The 19,980-nt window shown below is 65.9% G+C and carries 15 protein-coding genes; 5 read left to right on the forward strand and 10 right to left on the reverse strand.

Going from position 1 to position 19,980, the window contains the following annotated elements; translation table 11 throughout:
* Positions 1 to 86: 86 nt before the first annotated feature.
* Positions 87 to 761, reverse strand: a complete 675-nt coding sequence (locus A5788_RS22720; protein ID WP_049700219.1) for a histidine phosphatase family protein — start codon at positions 759 to 761, stop codon at positions 87 to 89.
* Complete coding sequence (gene pheA / locus A5788_RS22725) at positions 761 to 1,753, reverse strand: prephenate dehydratase (protein ID WP_049700220.1); 993 nt, start codon at positions 1,751 to 1,753, stop codon at positions 761 to 763. The genes A5788_RS22720 and pheA overlap by 1 nt, the downstream gene beginning before the upstream one ends.
* Before the next feature lie 227 nt (positions 1,754 to 1,980).
* Here pheA and A5788_RS22730 point away from each other — a divergent pair, with 227 nt between their 5' ends.
* The 4 genes from A5788_RS22730 (at position 1,981) to A5788_RS24160 (ending at position 7,401) form a co-directional block, all read left to right on the forward strand.
* Positions 1,981 to 2,784, forward strand: coding sequence for a DUF2470 domain-containing protein (locus A5788_RS22730; RefSeq protein WP_049700221.1), 804 nt, complete (start codon positions 1,981 to 1,983; stop codon positions 2,782 to 2,784).
* A gap of 346 nt (positions 2,785 to 3,130) precedes the next feature.
* Positions 3,131 to 3,946 (forward strand): CPBP family intramembrane glutamic endopeptidase, encoded by an 816-nt coding sequence (locus A5788_RS22735; RefSeq protein WP_049700222.1) that lies wholly within the window; start codon positions 3,131 to 3,133, stop codon positions 3,944 to 3,946.
* Positions 3,947 to 4,568: 622 nt separating this feature from the next.
* Positions 4,569 to 5,654 carry an LCP family protein gene (locus A5788_RS24525; RefSeq protein ID WP_420841312.1) on the forward strand — a complete coding sequence of 362 codons (1,086 nt, stop codon included), beginning with the start codon at positions 4,569 to 4,571 and terminating at the stop codon, positions 5,652 to 5,654.
* Between the two features lie 79 nt (positions 5,655 to 5,733).
* Positions 5,734 to 7,401, forward strand: coding sequence for an AAA family ATPase (locus A5788_RS24160; RefSeq protein ID WP_420841310.1), 1,668 nt, complete (start codon positions 5,734 to 5,736; stop codon positions 7,399 to 7,401).
* Between the two features lie 17 nt (positions 7,402 to 7,418).
* On the opposite strand, the gene A5788_RS22755 is transcribed toward A5788_RS24160, so the two are convergent.
* The 8 genes from A5788_RS22755 to A5788_RS22790 all read right to left on the reverse strand — a co-directional run bounded on the left by A5788_RS22755 (position 7,419) and on the right by A5788_RS22790 (position 18,396).
* Positions 7,419 to 7,976, reverse strand: a complete 558-nt coding sequence (locus A5788_RS22755; protein WP_049700224.1) for an RNA polymerase sigma factor — start codon at positions 7,974 to 7,976, stop codon at positions 7,419 to 7,421.
* Between the two features lie 112 nt (positions 7,977 to 8,088).
* Positions 8,089 to 8,505, reverse strand: coding sequence for a hypothetical protein (locus A5788_RS22760; protein WP_049700225.1), 417 nt, complete (start codon positions 8,503 to 8,505; stop codon positions 8,089 to 8,091).
* Between the two features lie 81 nt (positions 8,506 to 8,586).
* Complete coding sequence (locus A5788_RS22765; RefSeq protein WP_049700226.1) at positions 8,587 to 9,003, reverse strand: CD225/dispanin family protein; 417 nt, start codon at positions 9,001 to 9,003, stop codon at positions 8,587 to 8,589.
* Positions 9,004 to 9,121: 118 nt separating this feature from the next.
* Positions 9,122 to 11,383, reverse strand: coding sequence for an ATP-binding cassette domain-containing protein (locus A5788_RS22770; RefSeq protein WP_049700227.1), 2,262 nt, complete (start codon positions 11,381 to 11,383; stop codon positions 9,122 to 9,124).
* A gap of 166 nt (positions 11,384 to 11,549) precedes the next feature.
* Positions 11,550 to 13,121 (reverse strand): hypothetical protein, encoded by a 1,572-nt coding sequence (locus tag A5788_RS24165; protein WP_197494604.1) that lies wholly within the window; start codon positions 13,119 to 13,121, stop codon positions 11,550 to 11,552.
* Between the two features lie 111 nt (positions 13,122 to 13,232).
* On the reverse strand, positions 13,233 to 15,137 hold the full coding sequence (locus tag A5788_RS22780; RefSeq protein WP_049700229.1) for an Hsp70 family protein: 1,905 nt from the start codon (positions 15,135 to 15,137) through the stop codon (positions 13,233 to 13,235).
* Positions 15,134 to 16,567, reverse strand: coding sequence for a GTPase (locus A5788_RS22785; protein ID WP_049700230.1), 1,434 nt, complete (start codon positions 16,565 to 16,567; stop codon positions 15,134 to 15,136). The genes A5788_RS22780 and A5788_RS22785 overlap by 4 nt, the downstream gene beginning before the upstream one ends.
* Positions 16,564 to 18,396 carry a dynamin family protein gene (locus tag A5788_RS22790; RefSeq protein WP_049700231.1) on the reverse strand — a complete coding sequence of 611 codons (1,833 nt, stop codon included), beginning with the start codon at positions 18,394 to 18,396 and terminating at the stop codon, positions 16,564 to 16,566. The genes A5788_RS22785 and A5788_RS22790 overlap by 4 nt, the downstream gene beginning before the upstream one ends.
* Before the next feature lie 312 nt (positions 18,397 to 18,708).
* Here A5788_RS22790 and A5788_RS22795 point away from each other — a divergent pair, with 312 nt between their 5' ends.
* Complete coding sequence (locus A5788_RS22795; protein WP_231894314.1) at positions 18,709 to 19,980, forward strand: DUF7373 family lipoprotein; 1,272 nt, start codon at positions 18,709 to 18,711, stop codon at positions 19,978 to 19,980.

A 19,980-nucleotide genomic window follows, 5' to 3' on the forward strand; every position in this document is an offset into this window, starting at 1 on the left:
TTTTTTTTCCACGCCCACCAGGCCCCCCCCGATACTGATCGGTCTCGTGGGCTCGGAGATGTGTATAAGAGACAGCCCCCGGCCCCCTACCCCATCGGGTCGGCGACGAGTGGCTCGTCGACGAGTTCGAACGGGGCGCGGGTGGCGCCCCAGCGGTGCGGGACCCACAGGCCGTCGGTGTACTCCAATTCGACGGAGCCGGTGTTGGGCAAATGTGTTGCGGCCGCGAACCTTCCGTCGATACCCGCGAGGTGCGCGGCGACGAGCCTGATCGCCGCGCCGTGGCTGACAAGGTAGACGTCGCGGGCGTCGGGTCCGCTGAGATAGCGCTGCGCGAGATCGGTGACGGCCGGCAGATACCGCTCGAACACCATCGTGAGCGATTCGCCGCCGGGGATCGGGGCGTCGGGGTCGCCGGAGTACCAGCGGTCGATGATTTCGCGGAAGACACCGTGAGCCTCGTCGTCGGTGCGGTCTTCGAGCTCGCCGGCCTGCACCTCGTGCACCCCCGGCACGATATCGGCATCGGCGCCCCAGACCGACGCGATGACCTCCGCGGTCTGCTGGGCGCGGGTCGCCTGCGAACTCAGGAGCACCGGGGCGTCGGCGTCATCGGTGCGCGTGATCGGATTCTCCAAGCCGTACCGAACCGCTTGTCGCACACCGAAATCGGTGAGCGAGGCGCCCGGTAGTGCGGTGTCGAGTCGACGCATCACATTCGACGTCGTCTCGCCGTGGCGGACCAGATACAGACGGGCCATCAGTCATCACCATCCTTGACGTCGTCGCCATCTCCCAGTCCTCGACGCATCGCCGAGACCCACTCCTTGCCCGGCCGATGGTCCGGTGGCGGCGAGCCGATCACCCCGCGCGCCGTCCACGACCCCAGATACACAATGTGTTCGGCTTCGCGGTAGAGCGCTTGGAGCGCTTCGGCAACCGCGTCGTCGTCGATATGCCCGACGGCGTCGAGGAAGAATCGGTACTGCCCGGGATTGGATTCGCCGGTTTCCGGGTCGCGCCGCGGTCGAGATTCGATTCTGGTGAGATCGATTCCGCGCGAAGCGAATTGATTCATCGCCGACATGAGGCTACCGGGCTCGTTCGGCAGTTCGAGGATCACGGCGGTGCGGTCGGCGCCGGTCGGCGGCGGAGGCGACACCGGTCTGCCGACGAGAAGGAATCGCGTCGTGGCGTCGACAGCATCCGAAACTTCGTCGGCGATCACGGTCAGCTCCGACAGTTCCGCTGCCAGACGCGTGGTCACCGCGGCGTCGGCCTTACCGGCCGCGACATCTTGTGCCGCACCGGCATTCGACGACGCCACGACGAATTCAGCTCCCGGATACAGCTTTTCGACGGAGGATCGAACCTGTGCCGATGCAACGGGGTATGCGGCGATCCGCCTCACCTGCGACGCATCGATGGCCGTTGGGGCGGCGATGGCGAATGCGACGTCGAGCACGGTTTCGGCGACGACCTGCACGCGCTTGGAGCCGTCGGGGACGAGCGCGTCCATCGTCGCCGGTACCGATCCCTCGAGTGAACTCTCGATGGGCACGCACGCGAAGTCGGCGTCGCCGGAGCGGACCAACGCGATCGCAGCGGCCGGACTGGCCGCCGCAACCTTGGTCACCTCGTCGTGATCGTCGCGGCGCGGGACCCCTGCGGCACCCGTTTCGGTCGCGAGGATCTTGTCCAACGCCATCTCGGTGAAGGTCCCTGCCGGACCGAAGTACGCGAACACTGACACGACCCGAGCTTAGTCGACACAAGGTGAACATCTCCCTGACCTGCGCAGACAATCCGTCGGCCACGAAGAAACGGTCGTCCGACGCCGAGCGCAGAGAAGCCCGTCGGCCGCGCGCTCGTCAGATTCCGCGCGATCACAACCATTGACGGATCACCCGAAACGACTTTAGGTTAGGGTTACCTACTATGAGCTGGACAGCACATCAGCCGACCGGGAGTGAGCACCGCATGACACGAGCCGTCACCGACAGACCGACGGACGCCGAGGTCATCGCCACCGCATGTCGAAGGGCGGGAAGCGCGATGCTGGCCGTCGAATCGCCCGTCGAGCCTTCGCAGAGTGCACTGCACAGCCACGAAGCCGACCTCGCCACCCCGACCCAGGTCGACCTGGTCCACCTCTTCGACACACAGGCATTCGTCCTGGTCCCCACTGCGGGACCGGCGATGCGTGCGGCCGCCGAGAGTCCCGACGGCCTACCCGCGATGGTCGAGGTCACCGACTGCGCACCCATCGACCTGCGCGAACGGGTTCGCTCCCTGATCTGGCTCAATGGACGGCTGCATCACATCCCGGCCAATCTCGAACGCGACCTCGCCGTCGAGATCGCCACGGAACACCCCGACGAAGGACTCCTCGACATCGGCCACGGACGGTCGATGATGCGGCTGCAGATCGAGACCGCCGTCGTCGCGAGCGGTGCCGGCGCCGCGTCGGTTCCCGCGCACGAACTCGCTCGCGCAGAGCCGGACCCGTTCTGGGAGTACGAGAACGACTGGATCAGCCACCTCGACGCCGCGCACGCCGACATCGTCGGACAACTCGCACGTCGACTTCCGCGCCACCTCCGACAGGGCCGGGTGCGCCCACTCGGACTCGACCGCTTCGGACTGCGCTTCCGCGTCGAGGGTTCGGCAGGCGACTCCGACGTCCGACTTCCCTTCCCCCATCCGGTGAACGACGTCACCGAGCTATCGCGGGCGCTACGCAACCTGGCTGGCTGTCCGTTTATGAACAGCCTGCCGGATTAATCGAAGACCACCCCCGCCCAGTCGAATCGGAAGACCCCTCGTCTGACATCGACTGGACTGCCAGGGCGCGCGGTCGGGAGGGCTGCCCGACCGCGCGCCCGACTCTTCCCCTGGTTCCGGACCGGCCGCGCGACTCTTCCCCGGGTTCCAGCGCGTCGGCGCGACTCTTCCCCGGGTCCCGTTCCCTTCCTCGAGAAACAACGCGAGCAAAGGCACACAAGTCGAGGAAAGAATCCTTCCCCTAGTTTCTGCACGACGGCCCACACCCACCGCGGTGCTCAGCCCGACCGCGCTGGCCTCTGCTCCCGCGCCGCCTCGCCCCAGCCGGCGCCGTAGGCTGTCGGCCATGGTCGACGTGACGCGTGGGATCGCAGCGATCGTCCGACCGGCCCCGCAGCGAGTCGTTGACGTGGTCGACGACCCCCGCGAGCGACGGGCGCTGATCGTCGAACTCGTCATCGTCGGTGTGTTGACCTTCGGTTTCTCTGCGATCTCGGCCATCCTCTCGCTGATCGAGCTGCAGCTGACCAGCGGAGTCGGCAACGCTACGGTCGCGCTCAATCCGAGCCGCTCGTCCGTCGGACTGATCGATTTCCTGCGACAACTCATGAGCGTGCTCCGACTGTTCGCGATCGCCGGCCTGGGCGTCTATCTCCTGTGGCGATCCGGCCTGCGCCTGCGCGGCGTGGGACTCGCCCGCCTGAGCGGCCGCGACGTTCCACCGGGACTTGTCCTCGCTGCCGCGATCGGACTGCCCGGGTTGGCACTCGTCGCCGCAGCGCGAGCTCTCGGCATGAACGCTCATCTCGTCCCCAGCGAAGTCGACGGTCCGTGGTGGCGCTGGCCGGTGCTGATTGCCATCGCAATCGGCAACGCGGCCGCGGAGGAGATCATCGTCGTCGCCTACTTCATCACCCGCCTACGACAGCTCGGAGCGTCGGAGAACATGTCGTTGGCCGCGAGCGCTCTCCTGCGTGGGGGTTATCACCTGTACCAGGGTGTGGGCGCGGGCGTCGGGAACGTCGTGATGGGTCTCGTCTTCGGGCGCTACTACCAGCTCACCAACCGGGTGTGGCCGCTGGTCATAGCGCACGCGGTCATCGACGTCGTCGCGTTCATCGGCTACGCACTGCTCCACGATCACCTCGGTTGGGTCGGGTGAGCACTCGACGCCATCGGCCCGTGCGCTGCGTGAATGACGCTTGAGGCCTGAGCGCCCGCGTACATTTGATCTGATGAATGAGCCAGATCCGCGCTACATGCGGCGCCGCGGTGGTCCGTCGCCGCACGAGCAGCAGCCGCGGAATCCGGCGCCCACGCCACCTGGAAGAGACCGCGCTCCCGCAGGTCAGCGCCGAAATCCAGCACCTCAGCCACCCGCTGACCGCCGACCGCGCAATCCCGTGCCGCATCCGGTTCGTCAGGCCGACCCGCAGCACCACGCCCCTCGACGCGCCGCACCACCGAACGCCGCACCCCCGAACGCCGCGCCCAAAAACGCCTACGACCCCACCCGACAGGTGCCGGGTGCAGGCGGAAACGATCGAGGTCGTCGTGTCGCGGAGTACCAACCTCCGCTGGCATGGTCGGCAGCACCCGACCATGCCCAACCCCCGCAGCCGGGTCCTCGACGCCCCGCGCCTCCCGCACCCTCACGACAGCCCGCTCCACGCGGCGCTGACCACGCCAAACCCGCCGACGCAACACCCTCGCACGCGGCAGCGGGTGCAGCCGCGGGTGCCGGGGCCGCTCGCGCGTACGCGCCGACGCAGAAGCCCGAGCCGGTGTCTCCCGACGACCGCCGGTCGCGCGGCGGGTCGTCTGCTCCCCCTCGACGCCCGGATCGGGGTCAGACCGCACCCCCTGCGTCGCCACCTCGACGTGGAAAGCCACGCTTTCGTCGACCACAGCTCGGCCGACCCAGACGCATCGGCAGGATCATCCTGATCATCCTGCTCGTGATCGTCCTCGGGTCGCTGGGACTGTTCTTCTACTACGACAGCAAACTGCACCGCGTCGACGCTCTGCCCGGTTACGCCGGGCGTCCCTCCGACACCCCCGGCACCACCTGGCTGATCGTCGGCAGCGACTCCCGCGAGGGCTTGACCCAACAGCAGAAGGACGATCTCGCGACCGGAGACAGCGACGGGTCGCGGACCGACACCATCATGCTCGCGTACAAGCCCCCCAGCGGTAAGGCCACGCTGATCAGCATCCCGCGCGACCTCTACGTCGCGATCCCCGGTCAGGGCAGCTACAAGATCAACGCGGCGTACAACTTCGGCGGTCCGCAACTGCTGGCCAAAACCATCGAGCAACTCACCGGCATCCGCATCGACCACTACGCCGAGATCGGCTTCGGCGGTTTCGACACCCTCGTCGACGCTGTCGGCGGTGTGAACATCTGCATCGACCAATCGCTCCGCGACCCCAAGGCAGGACTCAACCTGACGAAGGGTTGTCACGATCTCAACGGTCAACAGGCACTCGGCCTGGTCCGCACCCGAGCATTCCCCAACGCCGACCTCGAGCGCGTGGTCAATCAACGAAAGTTCTTGTCGGCCCTGATGTCGAAGGCCACCAGCCCCGGCGTGCTTCTCAACCCGTTCCGTCTGTTCCCGTTCATCAGCGGTGCGGTCGACGGCTTGACCGTCGACAACAGCACACATCTGTGGAACCTCGGCATGCTCGGGTGGTGGCTGAGCGACGACCCGATCACCACGACCACACCGACCGGTGGGTCTGAGCTGACCGACGACGGCGACTCACTTGCCGTGGGAGACAACACCAAACAGTTCTTCGACGCAATCCGGTCTGGCAAGCAGATACCGAAGGATCTGCTGTCCGATCAGGGCGGCGCAATCGGGTGAATGACGACTACCGCGATTTCAGACTTGCGATTCCGCACCGCCACCCGCCCCGTTGTAACGTCATGGCCGAACTTCGACATTGCGAGGATGTACCGTGACGGCCGACAACCACCGAGCACCACACGTTCCGCCGTGGCTGGCGGGCCCGCCTGCCCCAGCCGGCGGCGATTCGCTGCGCGCACCCGCCGCTCCTCGGGAAACCACCGCCGCTCCGGAGGTTCGTGGATCTTCTGAGGCCACTGGGTCGTCTGAGGTCGCTGGGCCCTCTGGGGTCGCTGCATCGCCTGAAGGCCATGCTTCTGCTGAAAGCGGCACTGCCCGGCCGGATGTCGCCCCGCAAGAGCACCCACAGTCTCAAGGTGCCCACTCCGAAGCTGCACAATCTGCAGCGCCACAGTCGGAAGCTGGACCGCCGGCGCCACTGCCGAGCTGGGTTCCTGCCGCCGAGAATGAGTGGGCCGGCGACCCCGTAGCGGCACCGCAACACCCCGACGCGCCCCACTTCGCGCCGCCGCCTCGCGGCACCGTGCCACCGCACGCCGCACCAAACCACGGAGTGCCGCCTCAATCACTGCCACCGCACGCCGGACCCCCTTTCGGGGCACCCCAGCAAGGCCCACCGCAACAAGTCCCACCCCAGCAAGTCCCGCCGCAAGGTGGCGCACCCCAACAGTTCAGTGCGCCCACAGGATTCAGTGCGCCCAAAGGATTCGGTGCCCCCGCAGGATTCGGGGCGCCGCCACAGTTCGGTGCACCCGTTGCGCCGCAGGAGTACAACGCACCCGGCCTCGACTCCGGAATGCTCCTCCGAAAGGCGCGTCGACCACCACGGTCGGGCTGGCGTCGCACGGTGCACCGCATCTCCGGAGGCACCATCAGCCCCAGTGAGTCGCGAGCGACCGTGTACCACGACGAACTGGTCAGGCAGCTCAATGCGCCGGTCCACGGCGACTTCCGCATCGCGGTGCTGTCACTGAAGGGTGGCGTCGGAAAGACAACCACCACAGTGGGTCTCGGCTCGACCTTCGCCAGTCTGCGCGGCGATCGCGTGATCGCCGTCGACGCCAACCCCGACCTCGGGACGTTGTCGCAGCGGGTTCCCCAGCAGACCTCGTCGACGGTGCAGGACGTCCTCCTCGACGATCAGATCCACCGCTACTCAGATGTCCGACGACACACCTCACAGTCTGTCAGTCGACTCGAAGTCCTTGCCTCCGAACGTGATCCGGCTACGGCAGAGACTTTCGACGAGCAGGACTACCGCACGGTGATCCAGGTTCTCGAGCGCTTCTACAACATCATCCTCACCGACTGCGGTACGGGACTGTCGCATTCGGCGATGGACGGTGTCCTCGATCTCGCGCACTCGTTGATCATCGTGTCGACGGCCGCCCTCGACGGCGCACGCAGTGCCAGCGCGACCCTCGACTGGCTCGAAGCGCATGGCTACGGCCACCTGGTGTCACGGGCTGTTGTCGTCCTGAGCGGACCCCGACGTGGCAGCGCCAGCATCGATCTCACCCAACTGGCGCAACACTTCCTGGCACGGACCCGTGCCGTACAGGTGATCCCGTTCGACGAACACCTCTCCGAGGGAGCAGAAGTCGACCTCGATCTCCTCGCCAAGTCGACGCGGCGCGCGTTCGTCGAATTGGCCGCAACTGTCGCTGAGGATTTCGCCCTTGTCGGCGATCACCGCCGTCGTGACAACGTCGATCCGCGGTCGGCACAAACCTGGCAGCCGTGACGAAATCCGTACGCGCGCTATGACTCGACCGTCGTGTGCGCGCGAAGATATTGTGCGAGCTGTGTGCGCCCGCGGTTGAGTCTCGATTTCACCGTCTGCACGCCGACGCCCTGATGCTCGGCGATGTCGGCGTAGCTGAAGTCGCCGAACTCACGCAGCACAACCGCTTCGCGGATGTCGTCCGAGAGTTGTTGCAGTGCTTCGCGTAATTGATCGCGCAGCGCTATCTGCTCATCGAATCGGGGTGCCGAATCGTCGGCGTCGAGGGTCACCGGCGCCTCGGGGTCGCTGAAGTCGGTGAGGGTGGTGTTCGCCTTGCGCTTGCGGATCAGTGCGAGCGCATTGTTGGCGGCGATCCGGTGCATCCAGGTGGAGAATCTCGCCTCGCCGCGGAACTTGTCGAGGTTGCGCCACGCGGCGAGCAACGTTGCCTGGAGCGCGTCCTCGGCGTCGTGCTGATTGCCGCAGATCTGTAGGCAGACGGCCCAGATCTGGTTGCGATGGCCATTGACCAGATCCGCGAAGGCGCGTTGGTCGCCGTCGCGTGCCTGCATCACGAGTACCGCTTCGTCCACAGATGCTCCCGATCAATCAAACGCCTCCGCACCGGTGACAGATATGCCACCGGTGCGAAGACGTGTGCGGTCTTCGAAATTCAGCTCATCGAGCATTGTGCTCATGCGGCGCTCACAGGTGGTAGTCGCCCCCGTCGTGATGTCCACTACCACCGTCGTGATCGCCGTAATCGCCCTCGGCGAGGTCGACGTCGTGCCCGGTTGAATCGTCGTGCTGCAACGTCGGATCGTCGTCGCCATGCAGGACCGCGGGGTCTGCCGACACAGCACCACCGTCGTCGTGGCCGCCCTGATGTTGGTCGTCACCGTCTTGACCGTTTTCGTGATACACGCCGTCTTCGACGACGACGTCGTCGTCAGCGGGCACGTTGGGCTCGTCGTCCATGTCGGGGACGGTGCTGTCGTCTGCGGGAGCATCCGACTCGAATGCAGCGGACAGCGCGTGCTCGAACACCCCGGGCGGAGGGGCCTGCACGTCGTCGGGCGAGATGCCCAGCGCAGTCAGGATGGAGTCGTCATCAGCGCTCATCCGTATCTCCTTCGTTCGTAGCAGGCGGCTGTCGGTTCCACTGCGCGCCGGCTTTCTCGGTTAGATGCTGCCAGGTGTGTGTCAGCCTTGGTACGCCGACATCGATGACACCGCCGATGCGATCACCACGACGTAGAGCACGATCGTGAGTACGAACCCCACCCCGAACATGATCAGGGCGTACTTTCCGAGCTTCTTTGCCTGGTCGGACGCGTGCTGCGCACCGACGCGGTCGCCCGAGATCCACAGCGTCGAGACCCTGCCCGCGTGCCCGAAGGCCGCGAAGGCCAGCGGCCAGAAGAAGATCAGCGCCGCGGCGGCCCAACCCATGTTCGACGACGGGCACGCCGTCGAAGGGCTCTCCTGCACCGGCGGACGCTGCACACCGGAGGCATTCATGTCACGACCCGACGGCCTCATCACGGTGGTGCGGTCATCGAGTCCGACCTGGGCAGCGGCACGGTAAGCGGGCATCGGCTGGTTCTGGTTGGGGTACATCGGATCTCCTCGGCTCGTTCGGTGCGCTTCTCGCACCGTCAGAGATTGGATGCGCCGAGACCCTCCGAATGTGCCGCGCGGCGTCGAAGAATCTCTGTGACATGGGTCACTCTGGTGTTCATCGTTTCAACTGGAGCTTGGACGCCGTGTACGCGATCAGGAGTACGCCGAGTAGCGTGAGCGCACTTGCGGTCAGAAGCGCGTTGCCGAATGCGGGCTCCCAGAGGTGCGCCCCGCGCGTCTGTGGGGCCAGCGGCGCGATCGATGGCAGGTCCACCGCCATCGCCGACGCGGCGTACCCCCAGTACGACGGGAAGAGCCACGCGAGCTGCGACAGTCCCGGTGCGCTGAGTCGAAAGAGCCCGCCGCAGAACACCAATTGTGAGATGACGAGGATGACCAGGGGCGGCATTGTTTGTTCGTTGGACTTCACGGTGGCCGAGATAGCAAGTCCGACAACCGTACTCACGCATGCGATGGCCGCGACCGCACCGAGCAACTCGACAGGCGCCGCCCCCACGACACCTCCGGACGGCAGTCCCTTGCCCAGATAGCAGATCACCACCATCGTCGTCGACTGCGCGATCGCCACGCCGAAGTAGACCCCGACCTTGGCGGTCAGGTACGAGCCGGGGCGAAGTCCTACTGCGCGTTCGCGTTCGAAGATGTCGCGTTCACCGACGAGGTCGCGGACCGTCAGCGCCGTGCCCATGAAACAGGCTCCGATCACCATGATGACGAGAACCTGAAGCGATTCTCCCGCGGTGTTCTGAGCCGTGTTGACGCCGAAACCGGCACTGCCGGGGATCACCAACGTCAGCAGCCCCAAGACGAGCGGCATCACCACGAGAAAGGCAAGGTATCCGGGATCGGCGAGAATCAGTCGCAGCTGGCGGCGGGCAATGGTGCTCGCCTGGCGCTGAGCACTGGTCTGGGGAGACGTCCGCACAACCCGTGTGCTCGGCGTCGATTGGTGCCGATGCGAGGCGTGCCCGTTGGTTCGCGCGAGATGCCTGCGATAGGCATCGTCGGGATGGCTTGCCACGTAGGAGAATATCTCGGCCCAATCGCTGTTTCCCATCGCGGGAGCCACCTCGTCGGGGCGGCCGCGGAAGGCCGTCTTGCCGCCGGGTGCGAGCAACAGCACCTGATCGCACATGGCGAGGTGCGTCAGCGAATGCGTGACAACGATGACCGTGCGCCCCGCGTCGGCGAGTCGACGCAGCGTCGTCATGACCTGCCTGTCGAGTGCCGGATCGAGGCCGGACGTCGGCTCATCGAGGATGAGAAGTGAAGGGCCGGTGAGCAATTCCATCGCCACCGAGGCTCGTTTGCGTTGACCGCCGGATAGCGCGTCGACTCGGGTGTCGAGGTGCTCGGACAGTTGGAGCTCATCGAGCACCCCCGCGATCACGCGGTCGCGCTCGGATTCGGGCAGGTCCTCCGGGAGCCGAAGCTCGGCTGCGAACCGAAGTGCCTGCCGCAGAGTCAGTTTGCGGTGCAGCACGTCGTGCTGGGGCACCATGCCGATGCGCGTGCGCAGCGACTCGTACTCCGCGTGGACGTCGTGACCGTCGAACAACACCCGCCCCGACGTGGGAGCGGTCAGGCCGGCGACAATCTTCGACAGGGTCGACTTGCCTGCACCGGATGGGCCGACGAGTGCTGTCAGCGTTCCCGGCCCGGCGACCAGATCGACGTCGTGGAGGAGTTCTTTGGTGCGGTCGACGACGAGCCCGATGCCCTCGACCTGCAACCCTCCCCAGGCAGTGTTGGACCCGACTGCACTGATCCCCGCTGCGAGGAGATCGCCGCCTCGAACGATGAGGTCGGTGTTGCCGACGGTGACCAGGTCGCCGTCGGTGACCGCGGCTCGCCCAAATATCCTGTGTCCGTTGACGAAAGTGCCGTTGACACTGCCGAGATCCTCGAGATGCCGTTCGCCGGGTCCGACGACCAGGCGAGCATGTCGTCGAGACACGAGCACGTCGTCGACGGCGAGATCGTTGGTCGGGCCACGTCCGATGAGCGTCACCGACGGGTTGTCGGAGGGTGAACCGTGCTCGACCTCTTCGGTCGCGAGCGCGACGACGAGAATCGGCGCCGATGCCGGCGGTCCGAGGTGCACCGACGTCGTCGAGGTGATCGGAAAGTCGACGACCAATGCACCCGACACGACCAGCGTCGCCCCGTCGACACTCACGAGATGCCATGTGTCATCACGCCATTCGATCGCGAGGTGGTGTTCGCGTACATCCCGGTGATCGACGACGATGTCGTTGTCGAGCGCCGCTCCCACTGTCAACCGCGTCGTGTCACCGAGCGCGTACACACACGATTCGACACTCACGCTTCCGGGCATGGGAACAGTGGTTGTCATGGAAGGTCCGCCTTCTCGATGGGTGAACGACGCTCAGGCGCCGCGACCGACACCGGGCGGCAGCCCCGCGATCTGCGATGGGGCTGCCGCCCGGTGCGGCCCGAATGTGTGGTGTCCGGCGACTGGACGACAGGTCGAACTCCGCCTCGACCAGACGACCTGCCGATCAGACGGAAACGTCTCCGTGGTGATCGTCGTGCGCACCGTGGTCGTCGTAGGTATCCGAATCGGTGCCGTACGTCTCGTGCGAGTCGTCGTGTGCCGACGGATCGGACGCGCCGTCGGGGCCACCGTAGACGTAGCTCACGGTGTCGGCGTTGCCGTCACCATCGGCGTCGGTGAGCACGGTGTCGGCAACGCCGTCGTTGTCGACGTCGAGAACGGTGGTGTCGAACTTGCCGTCGTGATCACTGTCGATGAGCTTCACGTCGGCGGTGCCATCCCCGTCGACGTCAATGGTCGCGCTGTCGACTTTGCCCTGCTCGTCGAACGTATCGACCTCGCGGACCTGGCCGTGCTCGTCGGTGATCGTGCGAAGGTCCGCGACCCCGTCGCCATCGGTATCCGATTCGAAGACGGTTGTGCCGTTCTCGCCCGCATACGCAACCGTGTCCATCTTGCCGTCGCCATCGGTATCTCCCTCGAGGAGAGTGACGTTGCCCTCGCTGTCGAGGTAGGCGTTCACCTGATTGCCGTCGTCGTCGCTGAGGTGCACGACGTCGACGTTGCCGTCGCCATCGACGTCAACAGTCGAATCAGCGTGCAGCCCGGTCTGCGACTCCACCGCGGACTTCTCGGACTCCTGCGGCGCAGCATCCTTCGTCGGCGCCTCGGCTTCGGTCGGCGCGGCAGCGTCGGTCGGTGCGGCATCCTCGGCCGGTGCCTCAGCTTCGGTCGGTGCAGCAGCGTCAGTCGGGGCTGCAGCGTCAGTCGGGGCAGCGGACTCTGTCGGTGCAGCAGCATCATCGGCCGGTGCCTCCGCATCCTCAGCCGGTGCAGCAGGCTCGCTCGGTGCAGCAGCGTCCTCAGCCGGTGCAGCATCCTCGGCCGGTGCAGCATCCTCAGCCGGTGCAGCATCCTCAGCCGGTGCAGCGTCCTCGGCCGGTGCAGCAGCATCCTCGGCCGGTGCAGCAGCGTCATCAGTCGGTGCAGCGTCATCAGCCGGCGCGGCATCCTCGGCCGGCGCGGCGTCCTCGGCCGGCGCCTCCGCGTCCTCGGCCGGTGCCGGGTCCGAGGGCGATGAGTTCTCGGACTGGGCGTCGGCAGGGCTTGCCTGGGCGTCCGGGGCGGACTTCTCGTCGTAGGGCTCGTCCGGACTGATACTCGGCTTTGCGTCCTGCTCGGACGTCGAGGCAGTGGCCTCAGTGGGCTCAGTGCTGGAATCCTCAGTGCTCGAATCCTCGGCGCTCGGGGCCTCGGTGCTCGAATCCTCGGCAGTCGGGGCCTCCGTGCTCGGAGGCTCGGTGCTCGAATCCTCGCTCGGAGCCTCAGTGCTCGAATTGTCAGCGTTCGAGTACTCCCCGTTGGCGGATAGCGTTCCCGCGGGCTCGCCGTTCCGCGTGTAGCTGATGTCGCCGTTGTCCTCGAAGGTTGCGACGATCTTGTTTCCGGCGTCGTCTTGCATCTCGACCTTCTCGGGAGTCCCGTCCTTGTCGGCGTCTTCGACGGAGACGACGGTCAAGTTGCCTTCGACCTCGATGTTGTCGGCGATGTTGCCGGGATCTCGGGTCTCGCTCATGTCCGACTTCTTTCTCTCGAGCCCGTCATCTCGAGCGGGCTTACTGATGCGTGCAGGGTTTGGACGCTTTCAGGGATTGGATGCGACCGGATGCGTGGAATGTTCCGCGGATCAGGAAATCAATCCGGCGCGACTCAGATACGTCTTGCCGTCGGCGACCGATTCGAGTCCGAACGTGGTCACCTGGAGGTTGGTCGACGTGTTCGCGTAGGTCGCGATGTACGACTTGGTGCCGCCGTCCGGCTTGATCTCCGCTGCCGACACGCGAGCGGAATCCTCGACCAGCGTGCCCTTCCCGTCGCTCTGGGTTCCGTTGCGGAGCGAGGTGATCGAGCTCTGCGCTCCCGTGGAGTCAGACGAAAAGCTGACGAACCCGTCGATTCCCCCGTAGGACTTCTTCTCGAAGAACGACCCCAACGGTCCGTCCTCCTTGATGTTGCACATCATGGAGAGCGCGCCATTGGTGGTGAAGTCGCTCTTGCGGCAATCTTCGACGCCGTCCTGCAACGCCGAGGGCAGGAGGCTGTAGAGCTGCTTCTCATCTGTGACGATCGCACTACCATTCGCCGCCGTCTGCGTGGCGGCCGTCGAGCTTTGCGCCGCTTGGTTCGGATTGTCATCTCCGCCACCACGATTCGCGAGCGCAATACCACCGACCACGATGCCGGCCACCGCGACGACCGCGACACCGACGAGCGCGACCCGACCCCACTTTCGTCCGCCCGACGACGGCGGTGTCGGCGACGGCGTCGCCGCAGCGCGCTGCCCGGCGGGCGCCTGCGATGCACCGGCGGGATATCGGCCGTCTGCAGCCTGCTGCGCGGTCGGCGCCATCAGGTCGGCTGCGGCCGGGGCGGCCGGACGCTCACGGGTGTCGGCAGCACGATCGCCGACCGCTGTCACCAAAGCGCCCTGTGCAACAACGGTTTTCGGGTCGTCGAGCGTGGCGACGGGACCGATTTCACCGAGCCGCTGCTGGATGAGCGGAATCCTCGACGACCCGCCCGTCAGGTACAGGGCTGTCAACTGTTCCGGATGCGTGATCCCGGCGTCGAGCAGCGTTGCCCTGGTCAGACGCAACGCCTGCTCGGCTGCCGGCGCGATCAGTTCGTCGAATTCGTCGCGGGTGATCTGTAGGGTTTGCCGACCCTGCGGTGTGTTGTTGATCGTGATGGTCGCCGAGGGCGCTTCGGACAGCAGCTCTTTGGCGCTGCGGATGGACTCCTGCAGGCTCTGCATGACGTCGACCGGCGCACGTCGACGCAGCCACTCGACCAGTTCAGGGTCGCGGTCGGCGAGCCGTTGCTCCACCCATCGCTGGATCAGCGCATCGATGTTCTTGCCACCAAGGCCGTTGTCACCGCGCGCAGCGATCACCTGGAACGCGTTCGGCCCGGTCACTGTGAGTACCGCGATGTCGAGGGTGCCGCCGCCGAAGTCGAAGACGGCGATCCGCGCTCCGGGCTGCATGGCGTGTGATCGGCTGTAATGCGCTGCGGCAGCGCGTGGTTCGGAGATGGTCGTGATGCGCGAGCCGTCGATGCCCGCACGCATCGCCGCCTCGGCGAGTACGCCGACCTGCTGTGGCGCCCACGCCTCGGGATGGGTCAGGACGACCTGCGCCGGCAATTGCCCCGCGTGCGCTGCTTTGCCGCGGGAGATGATCGCCGACATCACCGCGGCCACCGGCAGCGCCGACGGCATCGTGTAGCCGGCGATCACCGTCGTGGGGGCACCCGTGATCAGTCGCTTGGGAGAGGCGACGAAACCGACCGGATTCTGCTGCGCGAGGTTGCGCGCGGGCTCACCGACGGAAATCCGTTCGGGGGACGCGACATACACGCTCGACGGCATCAGATTGCTCGTATGCGAGAGCGACAGCGTCTCGATACTTCCGCTTGTCGCACCCGAATGCGCGGCAGCGGAATTCGACGTACCGAAGTCGATGGCGAGAATCCAGGTCGGTGACATATGCGTGTGGGTGTCCTGTGTGTTGCTCGGTGAGCGGTTGCTCATCTGGTGGCGGTCGGTGTGGTCAACGGGGTGTAGCTGCGGATCAGGGTGACGATGGCGGCATCCTCTGCCGCTGAGCTCGTGGCGAGTGAACGCTGGTGCGCGATCGCCAGACGACGCTGTGCCTCTGCGGCGACGGCATGCGACGGTGCGGATGGGGGTAGCCCGACGCGCCCGGCCGCTGAAGTTGCACGGAGGATGGTGTGCAGTTCCTCGGTGACCGCCGCGTTGGGGTCGGTACGGAGCATGCGCTGGTAGTCCTCGAGGACGGTGACCAGATGCAACTCCGGCTTGTTGCGAAGTTCCATCGTGAGCGTCCGAATGTGATCGCGCGCCGGATGGGTGAAAGCCAACTGATCGAGTCGGGCAAGAATACGGTGTGCCCGATGCAGAACGGCATACCGGGCTATCGACGTGGTCAATTCGCCACGCAACTGACCGATACCCGACAGCGACATCAGCCAGGCATTGAGCTCCGACGCTCCGCGCGCGGCGATCTGGCGACCGTTGAGCACGCCGTATTCCCCGAGTAGGCCGAGCAAGCGCGCGCGTACCTGCGGCGACAGTTCACTGCGGACGTCGTCGTTGTCGAATGTGCGCACCACGTCGAGCCTGGACAACGGCGCGAGCCGCGCCAACGCCGCCGCTAGATCCTCGGTCAGCATGCCGGTGTGGCTGGTTTGGGCCATGAGTCCGGAAATCGCCACGACGTCGCTGACCGTCTCCGACAACTGCTTGGCCAGAACGCGCGCGTGGTCGGCGGCGTACGGAATCGGGTCGCGTCGTCCGAGTGCGCCCTCGCCGAACGAATCGGCTCGCGACAACACTCCGAGCATGTTGAGCGGAGTGAATGGGAGCTGGGAGAGGAACTCGATCTCGTCGGTGCGCGGCGCGGCGTCGAACAGAAAGACCGCGGCGTCGGCGTCGATGGACGCCGTGCGCGTCTGCTCGAACCCGTCGATCACGGCGCGCCTCGTCGCCGAGTCGTTTTCGGTTGTCAGCGTCGACAATCCGGGCGTGTCGATCAGCGTGAGCTGGCGCAACGACGCCGACGGCATCCACCGCTCGACAAACTGGATCTCCGACGACGGCAGCGGTAGGTCGACCGGCTGATGAGCCGCGACGGCGACGCGATGGCGTCGGCCGTCGATTCCGACGATCTCGGCACGCGACGGGCTGCCATCGGAGTAGACGGTGACGACGTTGGTGGCCTCGAGCGCAGCGGTTTCGGCGACCGGCGCCCCGATCAGCGCGTTGACCAGCGTCGACTTACCGGCCTTCAGCCGTCCGACGATGACCACGCGGGGCGGCGACCACAGGATGGTGCCGATCGAGTTGGCGTGCTCGACGAGGTCGCCACCGAGACCGGCGAGTTGTCGCAGACCGCGATCGAGAGCGGCGTGCACCGGATCGTTGCCGGAGGACGTGGTCATCGTTTCACCTGAGCCAGGTACTTCTCGGCCGAGGCGATCCGCTTGTCGACAACCTCGAGGTTCGACGTCAGACGAGTGACGGTCTTGTCGCGCGACGCGGAGTCGGACTGCGCCGCCTTCTGAACCTCGTTGATCGTGTTCTGCAGGGTCTCGATGTTCTCACGCAGATAGTTTCGATAGCGGATGACGATCTCGGGCCGCGCCTGCGCGACGGCACTCTCGAGGAGGCGACCGGTTGCTGCCTTCGTCGCTCCGATGGTCTCCCGCAGCCAGGTCAGCAGGTTCGCTTTGCCTGCTCGGATCGCGCGGAAACCCAGATTCACGCCGACCCACACCGTGCCGACCACGACGCCGACACCCATCAGAGCGCTCAGTCCGAGTATTCCGCCGAGCGTCGATGATCCGACGACACCCATCGTCAGCAGCGTCGGATCGAGCAGACCGTGCCGCTTGCTCGCGACCTGATGTGTCTCGATTCGCTTGTCCTGCATGGATTCGACGATCTGCGAGCGCAACTCTTCCCACACGGTGGGGTCGTCGGTGAATCGTGGCGCGACCACGGTGTCGTGAAGTCGCTGCAGGAACTCGGCGAGAGTCTGCGCCATCGCCAACTGGAGGTCGGCGTGCATGTCGGCGGTGAACTTCTGTTCGCTGCGGCGCAGCACCTGCATGCCGTGCTTGTTGACGTACAGCGTCCACTTGTCGCGCACGTCGTCGAGGCGTCGTTCGAGACCATCGACCGCCTGCTGCCGCAGCAACGTGAGGTCACGGGCGAGGTACTGCTCCCACTCGCGTGCCTGCTCCTGCAATTCGGTGAGCCTGTCCCGCTCAGCAGTGAGGTCGGGCAGCGCCTTCGCGCCGGCCTGCACGGCGTCGAGTTCACGAGAGATCTTGGAGCGCAACACCTTCAGACCTTCGAGGCAGGTGCGCACCGCGTCGGCCTCCGGGAGCTCGGCCGCGGCGTCGAGTCGTCGGGTGAGTTCGGAACGCAACGTCGCGATGCCGCTCTCGTGCTCCAGCCGCTCCTGCTCTGCGGGGTCGGCGAGTTCGGTCGAGAGCGACGCGAGAAGGCTCGACACCCCGAAAACCGGGAATGGACGTCCGATCTCGCGGGTCAGCAGGCGCTCGTTCTCACCGACGATCTCTCGCCAGCGTCGAAGATTCTTGTCGGTTTTCGTCACCACCACGATGACCGAATCGACTGTCGACGACGCCTCGCGGACGAACTCCATCTCCGGGGCAGTCAACGGCGACGACGCGTCGCACACCAGAACCAGCACACACGCCTGCTGGGCCGACTGCGTAGCCAGTTTGGCCAACCCGACGTCGAGCCCGCCAACCCCCGGGGTGTCGACCATCGTCATGTCGGAGACGCGTGCAGTCCGCACCGCGACCGCGGCCGACGTCGGAAGCTCCTCGGCCTGTGGATCGCGGACATGTGCACCGTCGGTGGTCACCCACTGCGCGAGTTCGTCGACGGGCGTGGTCCGCGACGTCCCGGACGGAAAGAACAGCTCGGCCGTCTCGTCGACGTCGAGGGCGGAGTCGACGGTGACCGACACCGCGGTCGACGAGGTCACCTCGACACCGACGGGGCACAGATCCCGTTGCCCGACGAGGGCGTTGACCAGCGAACTCTTGCCCCGCTGCACCTCTCCGACGACCACAACCGTGCGGGCTTGCCGGTCGCGGGCGAGTTTGGCGGCGGCAACGTCGGCAAGGGTGTCCATCTTGTAGGCGCGGAGCACCGTCGAAGCGGCATCGACAATGGCCGACGCGTCGCCGGCAGCGGATTTCCGCTCCGTCGCACCCTGCGCCTGTGCAGCCATTCTCTCGCCCCGTACCCGATCGTTTATGCCTCGACGTCGCTGATGCCCGGACGTCATTCATGCCCCGACGGATTCGCCGCGGCGCCGCGTTGCCGGTACACCGCTTCCGACCGAAACCCCATCCGCGGCCCGACAGGGCGTGAGTCTAACGTCCTGCCGTTGGCACTGTGCCATCTAGATGACGTGAATGACACGGGCAGCGGTCATCGGGGCGTCGTGTACTAGCCTGCTGAGCGAAGTGAACAATTCGGTCAGTGGCCGGAACCGACCGATTGCGCAGCACCGGAGGGGGTGAACAACGTGATGGCTGGCATGCGCCCTGGAACGCGTGCGGCGATGACCAGCGCACTTGCTGCGCTGATCTTGCTCAGCGCCTGTTCTGTCGACGGGCATGCCGTGAACGACTCCGACCCTGCCGCGAGCGCAGCAATCGACGTCAAGTCGCTCGACACCGGTAAGTACCCCACCGAGCCACGCAAGCCGTTCGGCAAGCCGACCGTCGAGAATGTCCTCCAATACGAGGGGCAGCGGATGGCGCAGTTCATCGTCGCGCCCTTCGAAATCGACCGGGATCTCACTCAGATGGGCTTGCCGACACAGATGCTCTTCAGTCGGTCGAGCAACGTCAAGGCTGTTGTCGGCGAGGACGTCGGCGGAGTTCCCGCCAACGAGAACGTCTTCTACGGCTATGTCGCCTCGGCGTCGACTCCTGACAGCATGTTGCGCACCGGGACCAAGCGCTCACTGAACAATATGGTGGCGCGATACCTGACCGCGGCCGACGCCACCGCGGCCGCGAACCAGATGGCAGATGTGTACGGCAAGCGACCGAAGACCACGCCGGTTCGCCCGGCCGGATTGTCGGGAAGCCGTGTCCTGACATCCCCCGGCGGCGAGCCGGGCAACACCTCGATGGCGTCGTTCACCGCCCACAACACCTACGTGCTCGTCACCTCATACACGGTCGACGACGCTCAGAAGGACATGCTCGAGCCCGCGATCAGCAAAGCGGTCAATCTGCAGAGTGCACTGATCGATCAGTTCCCGGCGGCGCCGACCAAGGAGGAAGCGGCCGCACACACGCGGCCTTCCCAGAAGCTCCTCATGGACCAGAGCCGCGTTCTGATCTATGCGCTGCCCTACAGCGACAAGGAACTCGAAGAAGGCGATATCGCCGACACGAATATGGGCAACGTGCGAGCCGTTTACGGCCCTCGGGCGATGTCGTTCAGAAGTGACGATCCGCCCGGCACCTTCGCGCTCTTGAACGAAACCGGCTCGACGGCCAACGCGGTCGAGCGGTCGACCGTGTACCGGGCCAAGACCGCCGATGGCGCCAAGAAGATCATGGACACCCTCGCCACAGGCAACAAAACCCGCGGGCGCAAGTCGCAGCCGGCACCACCCAACCTCCCCGGCGCGCGATGCGCTCAAGAGATCGCGCGCAATCTCACCCAATACTGGTGCGAGGTTCGGGTAGGCCGCTACGTCGGCGAGGTCTTCGGCGAAGACCTCAAGGACGTACAGCAGCAGGCCTCCGCTCAGTACGTGATTCTCACCAAGGCCGATCAGAATGCGAACTAA

Source organism: Gordonia sp. 852002-50816_SCH5313054-c, assembly GCF_001665925.1.
Taxonomy (GTDB): domain Bacteria; phylum Actinomycetota; class Actinomycetes; order Mycobacteriales; family Mycobacteriaceae; genus Gordonia; species Gordonia jacobaea.

Excerpts from the sequence above, each read along its gene's own strand:
- A5788_RS22720 (WP_049700219.1), bottom strand. The coding sequence starts at position 761 with ATGGCCCGTCTGTATCTGGTCCGCCACGGCGAGACGACGTCGAATGTG.
- A5788_RS22730 (WP_049700221.1), top strand. The coding sequence starts at position 1,981 with ATGACACGAGCCGTCACCGACAGACCGACGGACGCCGAGGTCATCGCC.
- A5788_RS22735 (WP_049700222.1), top strand. The coding sequence starts at position 3,131 with ATGGTCGACGTGACGCGTGGGATCGCAGCGATCGTCCGACCGGCCCCG.
- A5788_RS22760 (WP_049700225.1), bottom strand. The coding sequence starts at position 8,505 with ATGAGCGCTGATGACGACTCCATCCTGACTGCGCTGGGCATCTCGCCC.
- A5788_RS22765 (WP_049700226.1), bottom strand. The coding sequence starts at position 9,003 with ATGTACCCCAACCAGAACCAGCCGATGCCCGCTTACCGTGCCGCTGCC.
- A5788_RS22770 (WP_049700227.1), bottom strand. The coding sequence starts at position 11,383 with ATGACAACCACTGTTCCCATGCCCGGAAGCGTGAGTGTCGAATCGTGT.
- A5788_RS24165 (WP_197494604.1), bottom strand. The coding sequence starts at position 13,121 with ATGAGCGAGACCCGAGATCCCGGCAACATCGCCGACAACATCGAGGTC.
- A5788_RS22780 (WP_049700229.1), bottom strand. The coding sequence starts at position 15,137 with ATGAGCAACCGCTCACCGAGCAACACACAGGACACCCACACGCATATG.
- A5788_RS22785 (WP_049700230.1), bottom strand. The coding sequence starts at position 16,567 with ATGACCACGTCCTCCGGCAACGATCCGGTGCACGCCGCTCTCGATCGC.
- A5788_RS22790 (WP_049700231.1), bottom strand. The coding sequence starts at position 18,396 with ATGGCTGCACAGGCGCAGGGTGCGACGGAGCGGAAATCCGCTGCCGGC.
- A5788_RS22795 (WP_231894314.1), top strand. The coding sequence starts at position 18,709 with ATGCGCCCTGGAACGCGTGCGGCGATGACCAGCGCACTTGCTGCGCTG.